The organism is Luteibacter sp. Sphag1AF (genome assembly GCF_014192715.1).
GTDB lineage: Bacteria > Pseudomonadota > Gammaproteobacteria > Xanthomonadales > Rhodanobacteraceae > Luteibacter.
Map to the genome: position 1 here is coordinate 212,765 of NZ_JACHYH010000001.1, position 17,020 is coordinate 229,784.

Annotated in this window: 16 protein-coding genes; 2 read left to right on the top strand and 14 right to left on the bottom strand. The window is 62.5% G+C overall.

All coding sequences use genetic code 11. From position 1 onward, the window contains the following. Positions 1-65: 65 nt before the first annotated feature. The 14 genes from FHW69_RS00955 to FHW69_RS01020 form a co-directional block, all read right to left on the bottom strand. Positions 66-1,499, bottom strand: coding sequence for a flagellin (locus tag FHW69_RS00955; protein ID WP_183421127.1), 1,434 nt, complete (start codon positions 1,497-1,499; stop codon positions 66-68). Positions 1,500-1,817: 318 nt separating this feature from the next. Next, complete coding sequence (locus tag FHW69_RS00960) at positions 1,818-3,170, bottom strand: flagellin (RefSeq protein WP_183421128.1); 1,353 nt, start codon at positions 3,168-3,170, stop codon at positions 1,818-1,820. Positions 3,171-3,446: 276 nt separating this feature from the next. Further along, entirely contained in the window at positions 3,447-4,652 is a 1,206-nt protein-coding gene (gene flgL, locus FHW69_RS00965) for a flagellar hook-associated protein FlgL (protein WP_183421129.1), read from the bottom strand. A gap of 2 nt (positions 4,653-4,654) precedes the next feature. After that, positions 4,655-6,529 carry a flagellar hook-associated protein FlgK gene (gene flgK / locus FHW69_RS00970; protein ID WP_183421130.1) on the bottom strand — a complete coding sequence of 625 codons (1,875 nt, stop codon included), beginning with the start codon at positions 6,527-6,529 and terminating at the stop codon, positions 4,655-4,657. Between the two features lie 29 nt (positions 6,530-6,558). Next, complete coding sequence (gene flgJ / locus FHW69_RS00975; RefSeq protein WP_183421131.1) at positions 6,559-7,575, bottom strand: flagellar assembly peptidoglycan hydrolase FlgJ; 1,017 nt, start codon at positions 7,573-7,575, stop codon at positions 6,559-6,561. Next, the gene (locus FHW69_RS00980; protein ID WP_183421132.1) at positions 7,575-8,687 is read right to left on the bottom strand and encodes a flagellar basal body P-ring protein FlgI; all 1,113 of its coding nucleotides are present in this window, start codon (positions 8,685-8,687) and stop codon (positions 7,575-7,577) included. The genes flgJ and FHW69_RS00980 overlap by 1 nt, the downstream gene beginning before the upstream one ends. Beyond that, the gene (gene flgH, locus FHW69_RS00985) at positions 8,687-9,367 is read right to left on the bottom strand and encodes a flagellar basal body L-ring protein FlgH (protein WP_183421133.1); all 681 of its coding nucleotides are present in this window, start codon (positions 9,365-9,367) and stop codon (positions 8,687-8,689) included. Before flgH ends, FHW69_RS00980 begins: the two co-directional genes overlap by 1 nt. A gap of 8 nt (positions 9,368-9,375) precedes the next feature. Next, a complete protein-coding gene (flgG, locus tag FHW69_RS00990) occupies positions 9,376-10,161 on the bottom strand; it encodes a flagellar basal-body rod protein FlgG (RefSeq protein WP_183421134.1) in 786 nt (261 codons plus the stop codon). A gap of 62 nt (positions 10,162-10,223) precedes the next feature. Then, a complete protein-coding gene (flgF, locus tag FHW69_RS00995) occupies positions 10,224-10,964 on the bottom strand; it encodes a flagellar basal-body rod protein FlgF (protein ID WP_183421135.1) in 741 nt (246 codons plus the stop codon). 62 nt (positions 10,965-11,026) lie between these two features. Further along, positions 11,027-12,250, bottom strand: a complete 1,224-nt coding sequence (gene flgE, locus FHW69_RS01000) for a flagellar hook protein FlgE (RefSeq protein WP_183421136.1) — start codon at positions 12,248-12,250, stop codon at positions 11,027-11,029. A gap of 21 nt (positions 12,251-12,271) precedes the next feature. After that, the gene (locus tag FHW69_RS01005; RefSeq protein ID WP_183421137.1) at positions 12,272-12,925 is read right to left on the bottom strand and encodes a flagellar hook capping FlgD N-terminal domain-containing protein; all 654 of its coding nucleotides are present in this window, start codon (positions 12,923-12,925) and stop codon (positions 12,272-12,274) included. A gap of 9 nt (positions 12,926-12,934) precedes the next feature. Beyond that, the gene (gene flgC, locus FHW69_RS01010) at positions 12,935-13,354 is read right to left on the bottom strand and encodes a flagellar basal body rod protein FlgC (protein WP_183421138.1); all 420 of its coding nucleotides are present in this window, start codon (positions 13,352-13,354) and stop codon (positions 12,935-12,937) included. After that, a complete protein-coding gene (gene flgB / locus FHW69_RS01015) occupies positions 13,351-13,770 on the bottom strand; it encodes a flagellar basal body rod protein FlgB (protein WP_343203937.1) in 420 nt (139 codons plus the stop codon). The genes flgC and flgB overlap by 4 nt, the downstream gene beginning before the upstream one ends. Before the next feature lie 163 nt (positions 13,771-13,933). After that, positions 13,934-14,851 carry a chemotaxis protein gene (locus FHW69_RS01020; protein ID WP_183421139.1) on the bottom strand — a complete coding sequence of 306 codons (918 nt, stop codon included), beginning with the start codon at positions 14,849-14,851 and terminating at the stop codon, positions 13,934-13,936. A 159-nt stretch (positions 14,852-15,010) separates the two neighbouring features. Here FHW69_RS01020 and FHW69_RS01025 point away from each other — a divergent pair, with 159 nt between their 5' ends. Both FHW69_RS01025 and flgA read left to right on the top strand, forming a co-directional pair. Continuing rightward, positions 15,011-16,318 (top strand): methyl-accepting chemotaxis protein, encoded by a 1,308-nt coding sequence (locus FHW69_RS01025; protein WP_183421140.1) that lies wholly within the window; start codon positions 15,011-15,013, stop codon positions 16,316-16,318. Further along, entirely contained in the window at positions 16,315-17,010 is a 696-nt protein-coding gene (gene flgA, locus FHW69_RS01030; protein WP_183421141.1) for a flagellar basal body P-ring formation chaperone FlgA, read from the top strand. The genes FHW69_RS01025 and flgA overlap by 4 nt, the downstream gene beginning before the upstream one ends. Positions 17,011-17,020: the final 10 nt, after the last annotated feature.

Below are 17,020 nucleotides of genomic sequence, written 5' to 3' on the forward strand. Positions count from 1 at the left end.
CGACAGTCAAGCAATTACCCTGCCAACCCCGATGACGCTCGGGGCTGGCGAGGAGGCTCCCTCAATTACTGGAGGAGCTTGAGGACGTTCTGCTGGCTGGAGTTCGCCTGGGCGAGCACCGAGACACCGGCCTGCTGCAGGATCTGCGCGCTGGACATGTTCGCCGTTTCCTGGGCGAAGTCAGCATCCTGAATCGCGGAGCGCGACGAGGACAGGTTCTGCGAGATGTTCTGCAGGTTGGAGATCGTCGACTCGAAGCGGTTCTGCACAGCACCGAGGTCCGAACGCAGGCTGGACACGGACTGCAGGGCGGCGTCGATGCGGTTGATCGTGTCGTTGGCGCCGTCGACCGTCTTGACGCTGGAGTCAGCCAGGGTCTTGGCGGCGCTGACGTCCACCGTACCGGCCGTGAAGCCGTCAGCCGCAGCCTTGCTGCCGCCCACGGTGATCTTCTGAGCCGAAGCGAACTTCAGCGAACCGTCCTGAGCGACGTAGGCGTTGATGCCCTGGCCCGACTTGGCGTTGATCGCGTCAGCCACGTCCTGGGTGCTCTTGAACGTACCGCTGATGCTGAATGCTGCGCCGTCGCCAACCTTGAAGGTCAGGTCACCGTCAGCCACCTTGAGCTGCGACGGGACAGGGTCGGTACCGGCGGTGGCCGTCTGAGCGCCGAACAGCGAGGCCCCGTCGGTGCCGCCGATGACCGGGCTGCCTGCGCCCACGGCGTTGTTCGTGAAGGTGAACGCGCCTGCCGTCTGCGAGGCGGTGACGCCCGAGCCGCTCAGCTGGGTGTTGATGGCGGCCGTCATGGCGTCGGCATCCGCGTACGCAGCGTTCAGGTTGACGGTCTTGCCGCCAACGGTGAACGACTTCGCGCCAGCGCCGGAGAAGTCGAAATTGGTAACCGCGGTGGCGCCGACGGTGCTGCCCGCGGTGCCGGCAACGGCAGCGGAGAAGACCGGGGTGGCCGAACCCGTGGCCAGTTCGCCCACCTGGTTGGCCTTCATGCCCTGGCTCAGGCCCACGGTGATCACTTCACCGGTGTTGGCGCCGACCTGGAAGCTGAGGTTGTTGGCCGAACCGTCCAGCACCTTCATGCCGTTGAAGTTGGTCTGCGTGGCAATACGCGTCACTTCCGACAGACGCTGCTGCACTTCGGCGTCCAGAGCGGCGCGATCACTGTCCGAGTTGGAAGCGTTGGTCGACTGGACAGCCAGCTCGCGGATGCGCTGCAGGTTGTTCGTGACTTCGTCCAGAGCCGATTCGGTCGTCTGCGACAGGGAGATACCGTCGTTGGCGTTCTGCACCGCACGGTTCAGACCGTTGACCTGGGTGGTCATGCGGGTGGCGATCGCCATGCCGGCCGCGTCGTCCTTGGCGCTGTTGATGCGCAGGCCCGAGGAAAGGCGCTCGATCGACTGCGACAGCTTGGTCTGCGACGTGCCCAGATTACGCTGAGCGTTCAGCGAGCTGATGTTGGTATTGATGGTCATTGCCATGATCTTGAATCCTTTGTAAGCGGAACCGAATGCCGACCTTTGCGGCGAATTCCGGCGGGGTCCTTGTGGGATGCCTTCCGCCTCAAAGAGGTTTTCGGCGCGCCCCGGGGAAACTTGAGAGGAAATTCCACATGTCAAGCAACTTCATTGACTGACGACCGCCAGTGAAACACTTGAGTCGCTGTCAGGGACTACGTATCGGCCGCCGGGGACAGGAATTTAGGGGCGCTGCGTCATTTTCTGCATGAAAAAAAGGCTGCGCCGGACATGACATCCGGCGCAGCCTTATGAAATGAAACGGTGGAACCCGGGTACGCCCTACTCCAGAAGCTTCAGCACCATCTGCTGACTGCTGTTTGCCTGAGCCAGTACCGAGATGCCTGCCTGCTGAAGAATCATCGCGTTGGTCTTGTTGAAGGACTCCTCACCAAAATCTGCATCCCGGATCACCGCACGCGAATCGGCCAGATTTTGTGAGATGGCATCCAGATTTCCGATGGTGGAATCAAAGCGGGCCTGCACGGCACCCAACGTTGAGCGAAGCGCGCTTACCGATTCAAGCGCTGCATTGACGCGCCCGATGGTTTCGTTGGCCACGTCGCGATTGGCGACGGATACGTCCGCCAGCGACGCGGTAGCATCCACGCGGTATTCAGCGGCGAAACCCAGCGGCGTCGCCTGGGCTCCGGATGCGCGAATATCGCCCGTACCCGATAAACGCAGCGAACCATCGGTGCCCACATACGCCGACACGCCTTCCCTGGAATGCCGGTTGATCGCGTCCACCACATCCTGCGTCGATGAGAACGTTCCGGTGATATCGAACGACGCGCCACCTGCCACGGACAGCGAAAGGTCACCCGCGCCCAACGTGACCTTTCCGCCGGCACCGGCCGCGCGCGTGATGTCGAGTGTGCTGCCGTCCGCGTTGACTTCAACGGTGTAGTCAGCACCCAGCGCGCCCTGCAAGAACGCCTTCGCATCGTCCGCCGTGGCACCCGTATAGCCGGACCAGTCCACATCAATGCCATCGTAAGTCGTCGTGCCCAGGCCGGCGCCATTAGCCGTCGTCCAGTCTGTTGCGGCCGCCTGCGCACCTGTGAACGCGGGACGCGCAGAGAACACCGACGATACGTCGACGCGCCCCTTGGCAAGCGACCCGATCTGGTTGGCGCGAACGCCCTGCTCGATATCTACGGTAATCACCTCGCCCACATTGGAGCCCACCTGGAACGAGAGATTGCGCGCAGAACCATCCAGCACCTTGATGCCGTTGAAGTTGGTCTGCGTTGCAATGCGATTGACCTCCGCCAGACGCTGCTGCACCTCGCGGTTGAGCGTTGCCCGGTCGCTGTCGGAGTAGTTGCCGTTGGTCGCCTGTACCGCAAGCTCGCGAATGCGCTGCAGGTTGTTGGTCACTTCGTCCAGCGCAGACTCCGCCGTCTGCGCAAGGGATATGCCGTCACTGGCATTTCGTCGCGCCTGGGCCAATCCCATCAGCTGGGTACTGAATCGCGTGGAGATCGCCATGCCTGCTGCGTCGTCTTTCGCGCTGTTGATACGAAATCCCGATGTCAGCCGCGCACTGGCGGTGTTGAGCTTGCGCAACGTGATGTTGAGATTGCGCTGCGCGTTGATCGAGTTGACGTTGGTATGAATGCTGAGTGCCACGATTGCCTCCCTTCGTCCCGCACCATCCGTCGGTGTGCGGCCAGGTCCGACGGGTCGGGACCAGTACATCTGCCGCATAGAGCGTTTCGGCAGAGACGGGGAAGGCAACGGTCGGCGCAGGGAGGGGCGTGGAGTGCGGTAATGGCGCGGCAATCGTCGGGGTTCGCGTTCAACGACGTTGGCGCTGCGCAGGGATCGAGGAAAGCTCGCCAACACAAAAAAAGCGGACCAGTCTCCTGATCCGCCTTTCTCGCAGACATCAGCCGCCCGAATGCCTTACTTCAGATAATTGAACAACGACAGACCCTGCATCTTCACGTACGTCTGCTGCGCGGCATCCAGTGCCGTCTGTTGCTGCGTGTACTTGCTGATGGCCGAGGCCATGTCCAGATCCTGCAAATCAGACAGCGTGGATGCGTATTGCAACTTCACATCGGCACCCACGCTCGTCTGCTGGTCGATGGTGTTCATGCGCGCACCGATTTTCGTGCGCGTGTTGATGATGCTGCCCATCGCCTGATCGAGATTCTGCAACTGCGCATTGACCACATTGTTCATGCCCGCGCCACCGCCCGGCGTTCCCAGCGCGGTGATGATGTTGCTGATCGTTGAAAACATGTCCTGCGACGACGACGGGGCAACACTGATCGAATCGCCCACATTCGGCGAACCGGTGATCGGAATCTGTGCACCCTTGAAGGAAACGCTGCCGTCGGTCCCGGTATAGGTGCCCGACGACACCACCGTACCGTCAGCCGCCCTCACTTCGTAGTCGGTACCTACACCCGAGGCATTTACCTGGGTGAAATTGATGCTGTATGTGCCGCCATCCCACGTCGAGGCGTCCGTAACCGACGTGGCACCAACCACTGCGGTGCCCGTATTCGTGGGCGAGGCCGTGGTCACAAAGGTGCCGTTGCCTCCGCGAATCGCCATGAACACGTCGCTGCCCGGATCGCCGGTAGCCACTTGCAGACCCGCGGCAGCCGCGATCATGCGCTGGGTGTCGTCACCGGTGTAACTCACCACACCGTTATTGGTGACGAACGGCTGCGTCAGCGTCTTGCTGCCCGCGAAGATGTACTCGCCCTGCGAGTCCTTCGTGTTGGCCAGCGCCACCAGCTGTTGCAGGTTCTGCTTCATCTCGGTCGCAATCGATCCGCGCGATTCATCGGTCTGCGTGCCATTGTTGGCCTGCAAAGCTAGCGTGCGAATGCGGTCGAGGATATCGTTGGCGGACGACAGTGTACTTTCCTCGACAGAAAGCCGCGTCGTGGCCGACTGCATGTTGCTTGTGTACTGGTCGTTCTGTGCGCTGGCGTGCGAGATATCCAACGCGCGGGCTGCGCCTGCCGGATTGTCCGACGGCGTCTGAATGGCCTTGCCGCTGCTGATCTGAAGCTGCGTCTGCGAGAGCTGGTACTGACGATCCAGCATCGAATTGACGGCGAGTTGCTGACCCCAGGCTGTAGATATGCGCATGATTAACTCTGCACGGCAGTAAGAAGAGCGTTGAAAATCGTGTTCGCAGTGTTGATGACCTGCGCCGACGCGGAATAGGCCTGCTGGAAGCGGATGAGGTTGGCTGCCTCTTCATCCAGATTCACACCAGATACGCTCTGTTGCGCCGACGCCGCCTGGTTGTAGATGCTGGTCTGGGTGGCAAGCGCGGTAGTGGCCTGCTGACCCGCGACGCCGACGGCGGCGGTGAGCTGACTGTACGACTTGCCGATCGTGGTCACGCCGTTGTCCAGAATGCCCTTGTTGGCCACATCGGCCAACGCCAGCGCATTTCCGTTGTCACCACTGCCGCTGCCGGCCGGATTCACCGAGAACGTATCGCCTATAGCGGGCGTTCCGGACAGAGTGAGTGACCAGCCGTTCGCCTGGATGGGCGTGCCACTGGCATAGCTCTGCGGCGCGCCACCATTGATCGTGTACGTGGTGGCCGAGGTGAACACGATATTGGCCGGCGTGTTCAGATTGGCATTGGTCGCGTCCGTGATCTTCATGCCACCGGTAATGGAGGCCGCGCCCGTATTGGTGGATGCCTTCGTTGCCGAAAGCGGGCCGGAGGCTGCGATCTTGTTCGTGTCGGTAATCAGCACCTTCACGCCGGCCGCTGCGTTACGCGTCGGCATCACCTCGAAGCTGTCGCCGGCATTGGCTACGCCGGACACGGTGACAGACAATCCTTCCGCCTTGAACGGATCAGTGGCCGTGCCCGTGCCGGTCATGGGGACCGAGCGACCGTCCGTGGTGGACATGGACCAGTTCGTGCCGTCAAAGCGCATCACATAGTCGGACGACGTCAGCTGCGACACGTCCGTAATGGACGCCGAGCCCGACGAGGTACCCGTGTTCTTGGTACTGGACAACACCGTGGGCCCCGTCACGGAGAAGAAGTCCGAACCCGCCTTCCCCTTCAGATCAATGCCCTGAACATGCTGGGCGTTGAAGGCAGTCGCCATCGCAATAGCGCCTCGGCCCAGCTGATTGCGTGCGGGATTGAGCACATTGCTGCGGAAGTCAACCAGGGCACCCAATGCGCCGTCGCCAAACTGATTCGTCAGGTTGCCGCCACCGGGACCGAGGATTTCAAGCTGGGAGGCGTCGTACTGATTCTGCGCCGTGGTCAGCTGGAAAGCCTGTGTGCCATTCACCAGCGACTGTCCGCTGCCAATGGACACGTTGATCGTGTTGTCGGACTGCTGGATGACGCTGACACCGGCATAGCCGGAAAGCTGTTCGATGGCGTTGTCGCGCGCATCCATCAGGTCGTTCGGGATGGCGCCGCCGTAGGAGGCCTTCTGTATCTGTGAGTTCAGGTCGGCAATCGACGCGGCAAGACCGTTGATGGCCTGCACCGAACTCTTGATCTGGTCGTTCACCGAATCATTGAGTGAGTTGAACTGGTTAGACAGCGACGTGTAGGTGGATACCAGCGACGATGCCTTGCCAAGCAGCGCCTGTCGGCTTGCCGTATCGGTGGGCGCATTGGCCACGCTGCTCACGGAACTGAAAAATGCGTCAAGCGCCGTCTGCAGATTGGACGAGCCGCTCAACGTATTGTTGATGCTGCTGGTCAACTGCGAGTACGTGGTGGCGCGGCTCTGACCTGCCGTGGCCGACCATACCGCCTGGGTCAGATACTGACTGTAAGAACGCTGCACGCTGACGGCGTCCACGCCCTGCCCGATGTAGTAGCTTCCGGCGTTGGTGGCGTTGCGCGCGTTGAACGTGGTGGTCTGGCGGGTGTAGCCAACCGTGTTCTGGTTACTGATGTTGTGACCCACGGTGCTCAGGCCTACTTGCGAGGCGAGCAATCCGGACACACCAGTTGAGAGCAGATCGGCCATGATCGGTTTCCTTTTCTTCTATCTGTTTATTACGGGAGATTTGCCAGACTTTTCAGTGCCGCCAGCGCCTGCTTCATCACAGGACCATTGGCGATGTCTGCCACTTTCTGCGCATAGCTCGGGTCTGTGGCGTAACCACCCTCGCTGAGCGCCTTCGCGAAACCTTTGACGTCGTCGCCGCGTCCCACTGCCTTGGCATAGCGGGGACTCGTCGCGACCATGTTGGCGTAGTCCTGGAAGGAGTCCGAGGGCGAGGCGTACGCGCGAAAGCTGTCCTTCTTGCGCACAGCTACGCCGTTTTCGTACTCAAGCGTGGGCACGTTCACGCGCTTGCCTTCCCAACTGCTACCGGCCTTGATGCCGAACAGGTTGAAGCTGGTGGTCGAGCCCTGCGCCGGCATGTGCTTGCCCCAGCCGGTTTCGAGCGCCGCCTGCGCCAGCAGCGCGCGCACCGACACGCCAAGTGTCTTCGCCGCTTCGATGGCATGCGGCGCCAACGCCTTCACAAATTCTTCGGGACTGCCGGGAGCGAATTTCGACACCGCGCCTGCCACGGCCGTCGCGCCGTCCGATGCTGCTCGCGCGGATCGGCTCAGCAGATGTTGCAGGTCGCTCATCAGGCCGCTTTCGGCGTCGGACGGTGACGAAACGCCAGAGGAAGTACTCACCGCTCCCGAACCGGACAGCGCCGCCAGTGCATCGCTATCCGTGCTGCTGGCAGATGTTGAGTCCTGCGCGGTCCCGCCCAACTGTCGGATCAGCATGTCGGCAATGCCGATGCCTTTGCCCTGCGAGAGCGTGACCGACAGCTGGTGGTCGAACATGTCGCGATATGCGTTGCTGGCCTGGCTGTCGAAAATGCCGTCGCCCATGCTGGCATCGCGCATCGACTTGAGCATCATCTGCGTGAAGATCGACTCGAACTGCTTCGCGACCGCGGGCAACGCAGACTTGCTGTCCTGCTGCGCGGCCGAACGCAGTCCGGCAAACCCGGACATGTCCGTGTAAGTGCCAAGCTTCTGCGAGTCGATCGACGCGGCGGCCATCAGATAACGACCAATTCCGCGTGCAACGCACCGGATTCTTTCAGAGCTTGCAGGATCGAGACCAGGTCGCTGGGCGACGCACCCACCTGATTCACAGCGCGGACAATCGCATCGAGGCTGGCGCCCGGGCCGAACTTGAACATGTGGCCGCCGTCTTCGCTGACCGTCACATTGCTGCTTGGAACCACCGCCGTCTGGCCACGGCCAAACGGATTGGGCTGACTGACCTGCGGCTGTTCGCTGATGGTGACCTGGATCGAGCCGTGTGCCACGGCAGCTGCGCCGACCTTGACGTCAGAGCCGATCACCACGGTGCCAGTGCGCGAATTGACGATGACACGCGCAGGCGCATCACCCGGCGTCACTTCGAGACTTTGAATGGTGGACAACCATGACACACGCTGTGCCGGGTCCATTGGCGCGCGAACCGCCACCGAACCGGAATCAATGGCGTTGGCTGTGCCCGCACCGAAGCTGCGGTTGACAGCCTCGGCCACGCGAGCCGCCGTCGTGAAATCCGCCGTGTTGAGATTGAGCATGAGGTCGCCCCCCTTGTCGAAGGACGTGGCGACGCTGCGCTCGATGCTGGCGCCGCCCGGAATACGGCCGCTGGCAGAAATATTCACCTGCACGCTGGAACCACTCTTGCCCTGCGCGCTGACGCCACCGACGACGACACTGCCCTGGGCGATGGCGTACACGTTGCCATCCGCACCCTTCAGAGGTGACAGCAGAAGCTCGCCGCCGCGAATGCTCTTGGCGTTGCCGATGGAGGCCACAGTCACGTCGATGCGCTGACCCGGCTTGGCGAACGGCGGAATTTCGGCAGTGATGGTCACTGCCGCCGCGTTCTTCAGCTGCGGCCGGACATTGGCGGGCACCGTCACACCGAACTGCTGGAGCATGTTCTCCAGGCTCTGGGTGGTGAATGGCGCCTGGCTCGTCTGATCGCCGCTGCCATCCAGGCCGACCACCAGACCATAGCCAATCAGTTGGTTGCTACGGACACCGCCTACCTGCGCAAGGTCACGAATGCGATCAGCACGTGCGGGCGAAGCCACGCCCAGGGCGAGAACGCACAGTGCGATCAAAAGAGAAGGAAGCGTTTTCATCAGAACGGCATCCACTTCGAATCGAAGAAGCGCGACAGCCAGCCACGCGTGTTCGAGTCAGCCAATGTGCCTTTGCCCATGTAGTCGATGCGCGCGTCAGCCACGCGGGTAGACGGAACGATGTTGTCGGACGTGATGTCCTGCGGACGAACAATGCCCGAGATGCGCACCAGTTCCTGGCCCTGATTGATCGTCAGCCATTTCTCACCGCGCACCACGAGCGCGCCGTTGGAAAGACGCTGCGCCACCGTGACGGTGATCTGGCCAGTCAACTGGTTGCTCTGACTGCTGGAACCGCTGCCGTCGAACGCGTTGTTGCTGGCCAGCGAACTATCGGCCGGGTTGCCGCCAATCTTCAGCGACTGACCGAGCAACGTCGGCGACGTGATCGTGTTGCCATTCTTCTTGCTGGTGCTGGTCGCGGCCTTCTTGCTGGCCTGCGTGCTCTCCACCAGGGTGATGGTAAGGATGTCGCCCACGCGGTGCGCGCGCGGGTCGGCAAACAACTCCATGGAATTGGAGTCGGCATAAATGGAGCCTGTCGCCTGCGCGGGCGCGACCGGCTCGATGGGAAGCGTCGGCGCATACATCGGCGCGGGCGTGGGCGGAACCATGGCGCAACCTGCAAGCATTCCAAGCGGAATGGCGGCGGCGAGAACACGGAAGGCAAAGCGGGTCATGACGTTTCTCAGGTCTTGTTGGTGATGGTCTGCAACATCTGATCCGAAGCAGTGATGGCCTTGGAGTTCATCTCGTAGGCGCGCTGCGTTTCGATCATGTTGACCATTTCCTCGACCACGTTGACGTTCGACGCTTCGAGGGAGTTCTGATTGATGGTGCCCAGCCCATTGAGGCCGGCGGTGCCCGTTTGCGGCGCGCCGCTGGCGGCCGTCTCCAGGTAAAGGTTGTCGCCGCGCGGCTGCAGGCCTGCAGGATTGACGAAGTCAGCCAGCTGAAGCGTGCCGACCTGCTGCGAACCGGCTGTGCCCGCCGTCACGACGCTCACCGTGCCATCGGTGCCGATGGTCACGCTGGATGCGTTCGCAGGAATGGTGATGGCCGGCTCGATGGGATAGCCGTCGGTGGTGACCAGCTGGCCATCCTGATCGCGCTTCAGCGAGCCGTCGCGCGTGTAACCCACGGTGCCGTCAGGCATGGTTACCTGGAGGAAGCCGCGACCGTCGATGCGTACGTCCAGAGGATTATTCGTCGTGGTGACGCTGCCCTGGTCGAACATCTTCTGCGTTCCCACGACGCGCACACCGGTTCCCAGCATCAGGCCGGTGGGTGACATGTTCTGTTCGGTGGTCTGGCCACCTGCCTGCCCACGGTTCTGGTAAGCCAGGTCCTCGAACTCGGCGCGCGAGCGCTTGAAGCCCGTGGTGTTGGTATTGGCCAGGTTGTTCGAGACGACATCCATGCGCGTCTGCTGCGCATCGAGGCCGGTCTTGGCGATCCAGAGGGACGTGAACATCGTGATTCTCCTGCGCCAACCGGCGCGTCATATCTTTGGCACAAGGACGAAGAAATCGTCGCTTATCCCACCTGTAGCAATTTGGATGCCGACTGGGCGTTTTCGTCTGCCGCCTTGATCGAACGCACCTGCATTTCGAACTCGCGGGACAGTGCAATCATCTTCACCAGCACGTCGGACGGGTTGACGTTGCTCGACTCCAGGGTGCCCTGAGCCACGCGCACATCCGGATCAGCCTGTGCCTGTGTACCGTCTTTCAGGTGCATCAGGCCGTCAGAACCCAACGTCAGCTGGTCATTGCCGGGATTCACCAGCTTCAGGCGGTCGATGGTGGTCACCGTGTTCGGTCCCTGCCCCTGCGGCACCACGGAAATCGTGCCGTCGGCACCGATCTTCACGTTGCCGGTCTGCGGAATGGTGATGGCGCCGCCACTGCCCAGCACCTGGTTGCCGCGCGAATCCGTCAACAAACCGTCGGCGTCAATGCGAAGGTTGCCCGCGCGGGTGTAGCCTTCCGTGCCGTCAGCACTCTGTACCGCAAGCCAGCCATCGCCCTGCACGGAAACATCCAGATCGTTGCCGGTGTTCATCTGCTGGCCGGCCGTCATGTCCCAACCGTTTCCGTTCGCCACGCCATTGATGCGGGTGGCCGCGCCGTCGCCGAGCACCGGCACGCTTTTGAACGCCGAAAGCTCGGCCTTGAAGCCGGCGGTGCTGGCGTTGGCGAGATTGTGGGCAACTTCCGATTGCGCGCGCATGACCTGCGTCGCGCCAGTCATTGCTACATATACGGAACGGTCCATGGCGGTCTTCCCCTGACGCGTCGGGCAGAAGGTCATGGCGACCTTCCGCCCGATGCCTTTGCTTAGTTGCGGATGTTGATGATGGTCTGGGTGAGCTTGTCGTCGGTCGAAATGACCTGCGCGTTCGCCTGGTAGTTGCGCTGCGCCTTGATCATGTTGACCAGCTGCGCCGTAAGGTCAGCCGTGTTCGACGCTTCCAGCTGGCCGGACTGCACGGCACCCACATCGCCGCTGTTGCCTACGCCACGGATCGGCTGGCCCGAATCGGACGACTCGGCCCAGTCCGTGTTGTTCAACTGACGCAACCCCTGGTTGTTGGCAAAGGTCACCATGGCGACCTGGCCGATGACCTTGGACTGACCGTTGTTGTACTGCGCCGACACAACGCCAGAGGTGCTGACGTCAAACTGGGAGAACTTGCCCGCGGCGTAACCATCGTTGGTGGTGGCAGAAGTGGAGAACGTGCTGCCGTACTGGGTCATCTTGGTCACGTCGACCGAGATATTCAGCGGGTTCGCACCCGGGTTCGGCGACACGGCGCCGAAGTTCAGCTTGCCGCCTGCGGGCGTCACCAGCGCACCACCCGTGGTGAACGAAATCTGCTGCGGCGTGCCCGCTTCGGTGCCGTCGATGACCATGTGGGCATTCCACGTATTGGCCGTGGCGTCCTTCACGTAATAGATCATGCCGCTATGCGTTGCACCGAGCGAGTCGTACGCGGTGTAGGGCGTTGCGTAGTTGTAGCTGTTGGCATCGTCCTTGTTGAACGTCGCGACCGTGGGCACGGTGGCATCGCCAGGAAGGTTGGACAACACGCCAATGGCAGTGGTGGCCTTGGCCGGGCTCTGACCGGTCTGCAATTGCAGATCGGTCAGCGTGCTCATGTCGAACTGGCCAGTCGCCGTTACCGGATAGGCCTGCAGGCGCTGCCCCATCGCGTTGACGATGTAGCCGTTGTCATCCTGCTGGAATGCACCGGCACGTGTGTAGGAATAGCCTGCGCCATTCTTCATCACGAAGAAGCCGTTGCCTGCGATGCCGAAGTCGAGGTTGTTGCCGGTCTGATTGAGGTTGCCGTCAGTGAACTGCTGAGCCACGTTGGTCAGACGCACACCGTTACCGATGGAGTTGGCCGACAGATTCTGGCCTGCGCTGGAATACACCTGCGAGAACTCGGCGCGCGAGCCCTTGAAGCCGGTGGTGTTGACGTTGGCGATGTTGTTGGCGGTGACTTCCAGGTCGGAAGACGCCGCATTGATGCCACTTAAGGCAATGTTGAATGTCATGAGTTCTGTCCCCGGTTGCGTTTACTGGACCATGGCGATCTGACTGAGCAGCGTGCCGCCGTAGCCCGCTACCTGCACGTACGTACCGTCGGTGCCCGAAGCGCCGACACCTTCGATCTTCCCGCGCACGAACGTGTCAATCGCCGTGGTGCCGGAAGTTGCACCGAGCTTGTAGACGCCGTCGGGAAGGGTTTTGCCGGAGTCGTCCTTGCCATCCCAGCTGAACTGCTGAAGACCCGCGTCAGGCTGACCCATGCTGATGGTGCGGACGACGTTGCCCGACGAATCCTTGATCTGCACGTTGACGAACGTGCCTGACGTACCCACGTTCACCGCGCCGTCGAGCTTGCCGCCGGTCAGCGTGCCAACAGTGGAAGGCACGATTGCTTCCTGGCCGATGAGGCTGGACGCACGCACGAACTGGTCGCCCGTCAGGTTGGATGCCAGCGAGTCGAACGAGGTCTGCAACTGCGTGGTAGCCGCGACCTGGCTGAACTGCGCCATCTGCGACACCATCTGGGTGGAGTCCATCGGCTTGGTCGGATCCTGGTTGGTCATCTGGGTGACCATCAGCTTCAGGAAATCGGACTGACTCAGCGACTGTTCGCTGACCGCATTTTTCGAGGTACCCGAAGTACCCGTCGACGAATTGCTGCTTACACCGGAGACGGTCATGGTCTGCCCTTACTTGCCGAGATCGAGGGTCTTTTGCATGAGCTGCTTTGCGCTGTTCATGACTTCGACGTTGTTCTGATAGGACCGGGACGCAGAGATCATGTTGACCAGTTCGTCCACGGGATTGACGTTGCTCGAATACACATAGCCATCCTGATCGGCCATGGGATTGGCGGGCTCGTAGTGAGATTCGACCGGCGCCTGACTCTCCGTGATGCCAAGCATCTTCACGCCACCAGGCGTGCCATCGCCGCCCGCAGCAATCTGCTGCTGGATGGCCGAGAAGAGCGGTTGCTTCGCCCGATACGCACCCGCCTCGCTGCTGGCGAGGCTGTCGGCGTTGGCCATATTGCTGGCGGTGGTATTCAGTCGCGCAGACTGCGCGGCCATGCCGGAACCGGCCACGTCGAAGATTTTCAGAAGACTCATGAACTGCCTCCGGTGATGGCGGTACGCATCATGCGAATCTGCGCCGTGATGAAGCTCAGGCTGGCCTGGTAATGAATGGCGTTGCCGGCGAACTGGGCCTGTTCGACCTGGGTATCGACCGTGTTGCCATCCATCGAAGGCTGGTTGGGAATGCGATAGCCGAGCGCATCGGCACTGGCCAGCGTGCTGGCGGTGTTGCCACCGATGTGGCCGTCACTGGTCGCAGCCATGGGCAGCGTGTGTCCGTCGCCCGCGCCGGTGGCGGCCGACAGCGCCTTGCGGAAATCCACGTCGCGCGCGAGGTAATCGGGCGTATCTGCATTGGCCAGATTGGAGGACAGCACTTCGGCACGCTTCTGCCAGAGCGCGAGCGCCTGGGTGTGCATGCCTAATAGCGGGTCGGGTTTGTCGATCACGGGCCTGTGCCCTCTCGTTGTCTTGGCGAGAGGGTCAGAGCAAAGAGCGTGCCACGACGAAAAAGGACGCCAGATTGGCGTCCTTATGCGGTTTCTTGGTTATCGACCGACGACGGCGTCGGAAAACCGGCGCACGTCGGCGTCGGCGAAACGGCACGCCGCCTCAGGCGGGAAGCAGTTCCAGCACGGCATTGGCCAGCACGTCCGGCTGGAACTTGGCGATGAAGCGGTCAGCGGACACCTTCGCCACCATCGCCTCATTGAACACGCCGCTCAGCGAGCTGTGCAGCAGCACCTTCAGGTGACGCAGGCTGGCGTCTTCGCGGATGGCGCGGGTCAGCGCGTAACCGTCCATGCGGGGCATCTCAATATCCGAAATGACCAGATCCACGCCCTCGCTGGCCGGGCCTTCGGCCAATTCACGCAGCCGCTCCAGCCCTTCCTGTCCGTCGTGTGCCACGACGCATTCCAGGTCCATCTGCTTGAAGAGGTCGACCAGCTGCTTGCGTGCCACCAGCGAATCATCCACCACCATCACCCGGCGGTTGCGTGTGTGACGAACCTGAGCGGCCACCTGCACACGATCAGACAACGCCACCGTCTGCGGGTCGATGCAGGCCAGAATCTGCTCCACATCCACGATGGCCAGCAGGTCACCCTCCAGCCGGGTGACCGCATTGACCCGGGAGCCGTAGCCCAGCGCGGACGGCGGTGCCGCCATGTTGGCGCCATCCACGTGGACGATGCGATCCACCGTGGACACGAGGAATGCCTGCACCGAACGACTGAATTCCGTCACGATGATATGGGCCTGTGGGTCACCCGCGAGCGGCGGGTAGCCCATGGCAGCGGCCATGTCGATGACAGGAATGGTGGTTCCGCGATAGTCGAAGCTGCCCGCCACCAGAGTGTGCATGCTGGGCATCCTCTCCAGCCTGGGCCGGCGGAGAACTTCGCGCACCTTGAACACGTTGATTCCGAAGCCTTGCTGGTCGCCCAGACGGAAAATCAGCATCGCCACGCGGTTATGTCCCGCGAGTCGGGTGAAGGTTTCCACGGTATCGAGAAGCGGGCGGGCCATGGGCGACACTACAATCAGAAGGAGTCGCTGGCGTATCGGCCGCGCGGCCTTTTTCTGAAGGTGATGACATCCGCCGGTCATGGCACATGTCTTGCTTCACTCAAGTCCTGAAGCCTCCGGACGATCTAGAGGCGTCCTTTATGAGTGAACGCCCAAATCATGAGCCTTTTGTGGAGCCAGCACGTCCGCCTTCTCGCCGATGCCATTGCGTCGGGCGAGGCCTCGCGGGTCCGCGCCGTTTCGTCCCAGTTCCCCGCCGCAGCCCGCGCCCTGGCGCCGTTGCTGAAGACGGCGGAGCCGCGCACCGCGCCGGCTACCACCATCCAGGCCATTGAACAGCAGGGCATGGTGCTGACCAACGCGCAGGCGCTCGGCGGCACGCTGCAGGAATTGACCGGCTCGGTCGACGGTGTCCGCGATGCCGTCGGTCGTTTGACGGACGCCAGCGCCAGGATTTCGACGTCACTGGATCAGGCCCACGACGGCATCTCGGGTGTATCTGACAGTGGTAGCCAGGGCGCTGCCAGTGCAGGCGACCTCGACGGCCAGCTGCGCCTGCTTCGCAGCGCGCTGACGGGCATGACCCGCAATCACGCTCAGTTCGGTGATTACTTCACGGAAATCCGCAAGCTCACTGCTGCCGTGCAGGACATCGCGCATCAGACGAACCTGGTGGCACTGAATGCCGCCATTGAAGCGGCCCGTGCCGGCGAAGCCGGTCGCGGTTTCGCGGTCGTGGCTGACGAAGTGAAGCAGCTGGCGGAAAAAACCACGCAGGCCACGGCTGGCATCGACTCGGTCACTCAGGCCGTGGGCGAATTCTCCGGCCAGCTCGACGAGGCCGTGCAGAACAGCCTGCGTCGTCTGGAGCAGACGCAGTCGGGTATCGCCGGCATGCAGACGTCGCTGAGCAAGGTGGACGATGCCGTACGCCACGCCCGCGGCAGCATTGATGCCGCCCGCGAAGGCATGGGCGCCCTGCACGCTCGCGTTGCGGCGATTCAGGCCACCCAGGGCTCGCTGAGCCGCGTGGCCAACGAAGCCCGCCGCCAGGCGGATGCCACCTCGCGTGCGGCCGTACTGGCCCATCGCCTCGGCATGTCCCGCTTGGAGACCGAAGGCGGCATGGACGCAGCGAGCCTTACCCAGATGATCCGCGAAGCCACCCAGGGCATGCGCTACGCACTGGACCTCGCCGTTCGTGACCCGGCGGGCCTTGACCGTCGCTGGCTGGACACCACTCCGCTGATGCGCTGCATCGAACAGCTGCGCAAGCGTCGCGGGGACGCCGTCGGCCCCGCCCTCACCGAAGCAGGCGAGCGCTTCTCGCTGCTTGCCAGCCAGTTCATCGTTCTTCTGGCAGACGGCAAGCATGCCGATGCATCGCACGCCGTGCCTGCCATGCAGCGCGAACTGGACGCCATCGTGCAGAACCTCTCTGGCGCACTCTCCGAAGCCACCGCATGACCATCCGCGCCCCACTGCTCGCCCTCCTGTGTGCAGCGCCCCTGGTGCTACCGGTGGTCGCGCGCGCTGGGCAGTCGATGGACGCCCTGAAAGCGTCTGCCGTGGAATGGCTGCAACAGAACCGCACCCTGCCCGGAGCCCGCCTCGTCGCTGAGGCAGGCACGCTGGACAGCAGGCTGGCGCTGGCAGATTGCCCGTCACGCCCAGTCTTCAGCGTTCCGGGCGGACGCGCCCTTGGCGCCCGCACCACCGTGGCCGCCCAGTGCCCGGGCAGCTGGACGGTGCGGATTCCCGTACGCATCCAGATGTTTACCCAGGTGCTGGTCACCACCCGTCCGCTTGCCCGCGGCGATGGCGTTGGCGCGAACGATGTTCACGCAGAAGAGCGTGACGTCGCCAGCCTGGCCTACGGCTACGTGGCGGCCCTGGACCAGATCGACGGCCGTTCGCTGGCCCGTCCGCTGCGCGCCGGCACCGTACTGACGCCTGGCATGCTGGCTGGCCGTCAGGCAGTAAGGATCGGCGACACGGTCAGCATGGTGGCCAACGTCGAGGGCGTTGTGGTCCACGCCCAGGGCGTAGCCATGGGCGCGGGCGACACCGGCACCCGTCTTCGCGTACGCAATTCGGCTTCCGGCAAAGTGCTCGACGCCGTGGTCAGCGGAGAAGGCGTTGTCTCCGTACTTCCATGAACGAAATCCA

Excerpts from the sequence above, each read along its gene's own strand:
- FHW69_RS00955 (WP_183421127.1), bottom strand. The coding sequence starts at position 1,499 with ATGGCAATGACCATCAATACCAACATCAGCTCGCTGAACGCTCAGCGT.
- flgL (WP_183421129.1), bottom strand. The coding sequence starts at position 4,652 with ATGCGCATATCTACAGCCTGGGGTCAGCAACTCGCCGTCAATTCGATG.
- flgK (WP_183421130.1), bottom strand. The coding sequence starts at position 6,529 with ATGGCCGATCTGCTCTCAACTGGTGTGTCCGGATTGCTCGCCTCGCAA.
- flgJ (WP_183421131.1), bottom strand. The coding sequence starts at position 7,575 with ATGGCCGCCGCGTCGATCGACTCGCAGAAGCTTGGCACTTACACGGAC.
- FHW69_RS00980 (WP_183421132.1), bottom strand. The coding sequence starts at position 8,687 with ATGAAAACGCTTCCTTCTCTTTTGATCGCACTGTGCGTTCTCGCCCTG.
- flgH (WP_183421133.1), bottom strand. The coding sequence starts at position 9,367 with ATGACCCGCTTTGCCTTCCGTGTTCTCGCCGCCGCCATTCCGCTTGGA.
- flgG (WP_183421134.1), bottom strand. The coding sequence starts at position 10,161 with ATGTTCACGTCCCTCTGGATCGCCAAGACCGGCCTCGATGCGCAGCAG.
- flgF (WP_183421135.1), bottom strand. The coding sequence starts at position 10,964 with ATGGACCGTTCCGTATATGTAGCAATGACTGGCGCGACGCAGGTCATG.
- flgE (WP_183421136.1), bottom strand. The coding sequence starts at position 12,250 with ATGACATTCAACATTGCCTTAAGTGGCATCAATGCGGCGTCTTCCGAC.
- FHW69_RS01005 (WP_183421137.1), bottom strand. The coding sequence starts at position 12,925 with ATGACCGTCTCCGGTGTAAGCAGCAATTCGTCGACGGGTACTTCGGGT.
- flgC (WP_183421138.1), bottom strand. The coding sequence starts at position 13,354 with ATGAGTCTTCTGAAAATCTTCGACGTGGCCGGTTCCGGCATGGCCGCG.
- FHW69_RS01020 (WP_183421139.1), bottom strand. The coding sequence starts at position 14,851 with ATGGCCCGCCCGCTTCTCGATACCGTGGAAACCTTCACCCGACTCGCG.
- FHW69_RS01025 (WP_183421140.1), top strand. The coding sequence starts at position 15,011 with ATGAGCCTTTTGTGGAGCCAGCACGTCCGCCTTCTCGCCGATGCCATT.
- flgA (WP_183421141.1), top strand. The coding sequence starts at position 16,315 with ATGACCATCCGCGCCCCACTGCTCGCCCTCCTGTGTGCAGCGCCCCTG.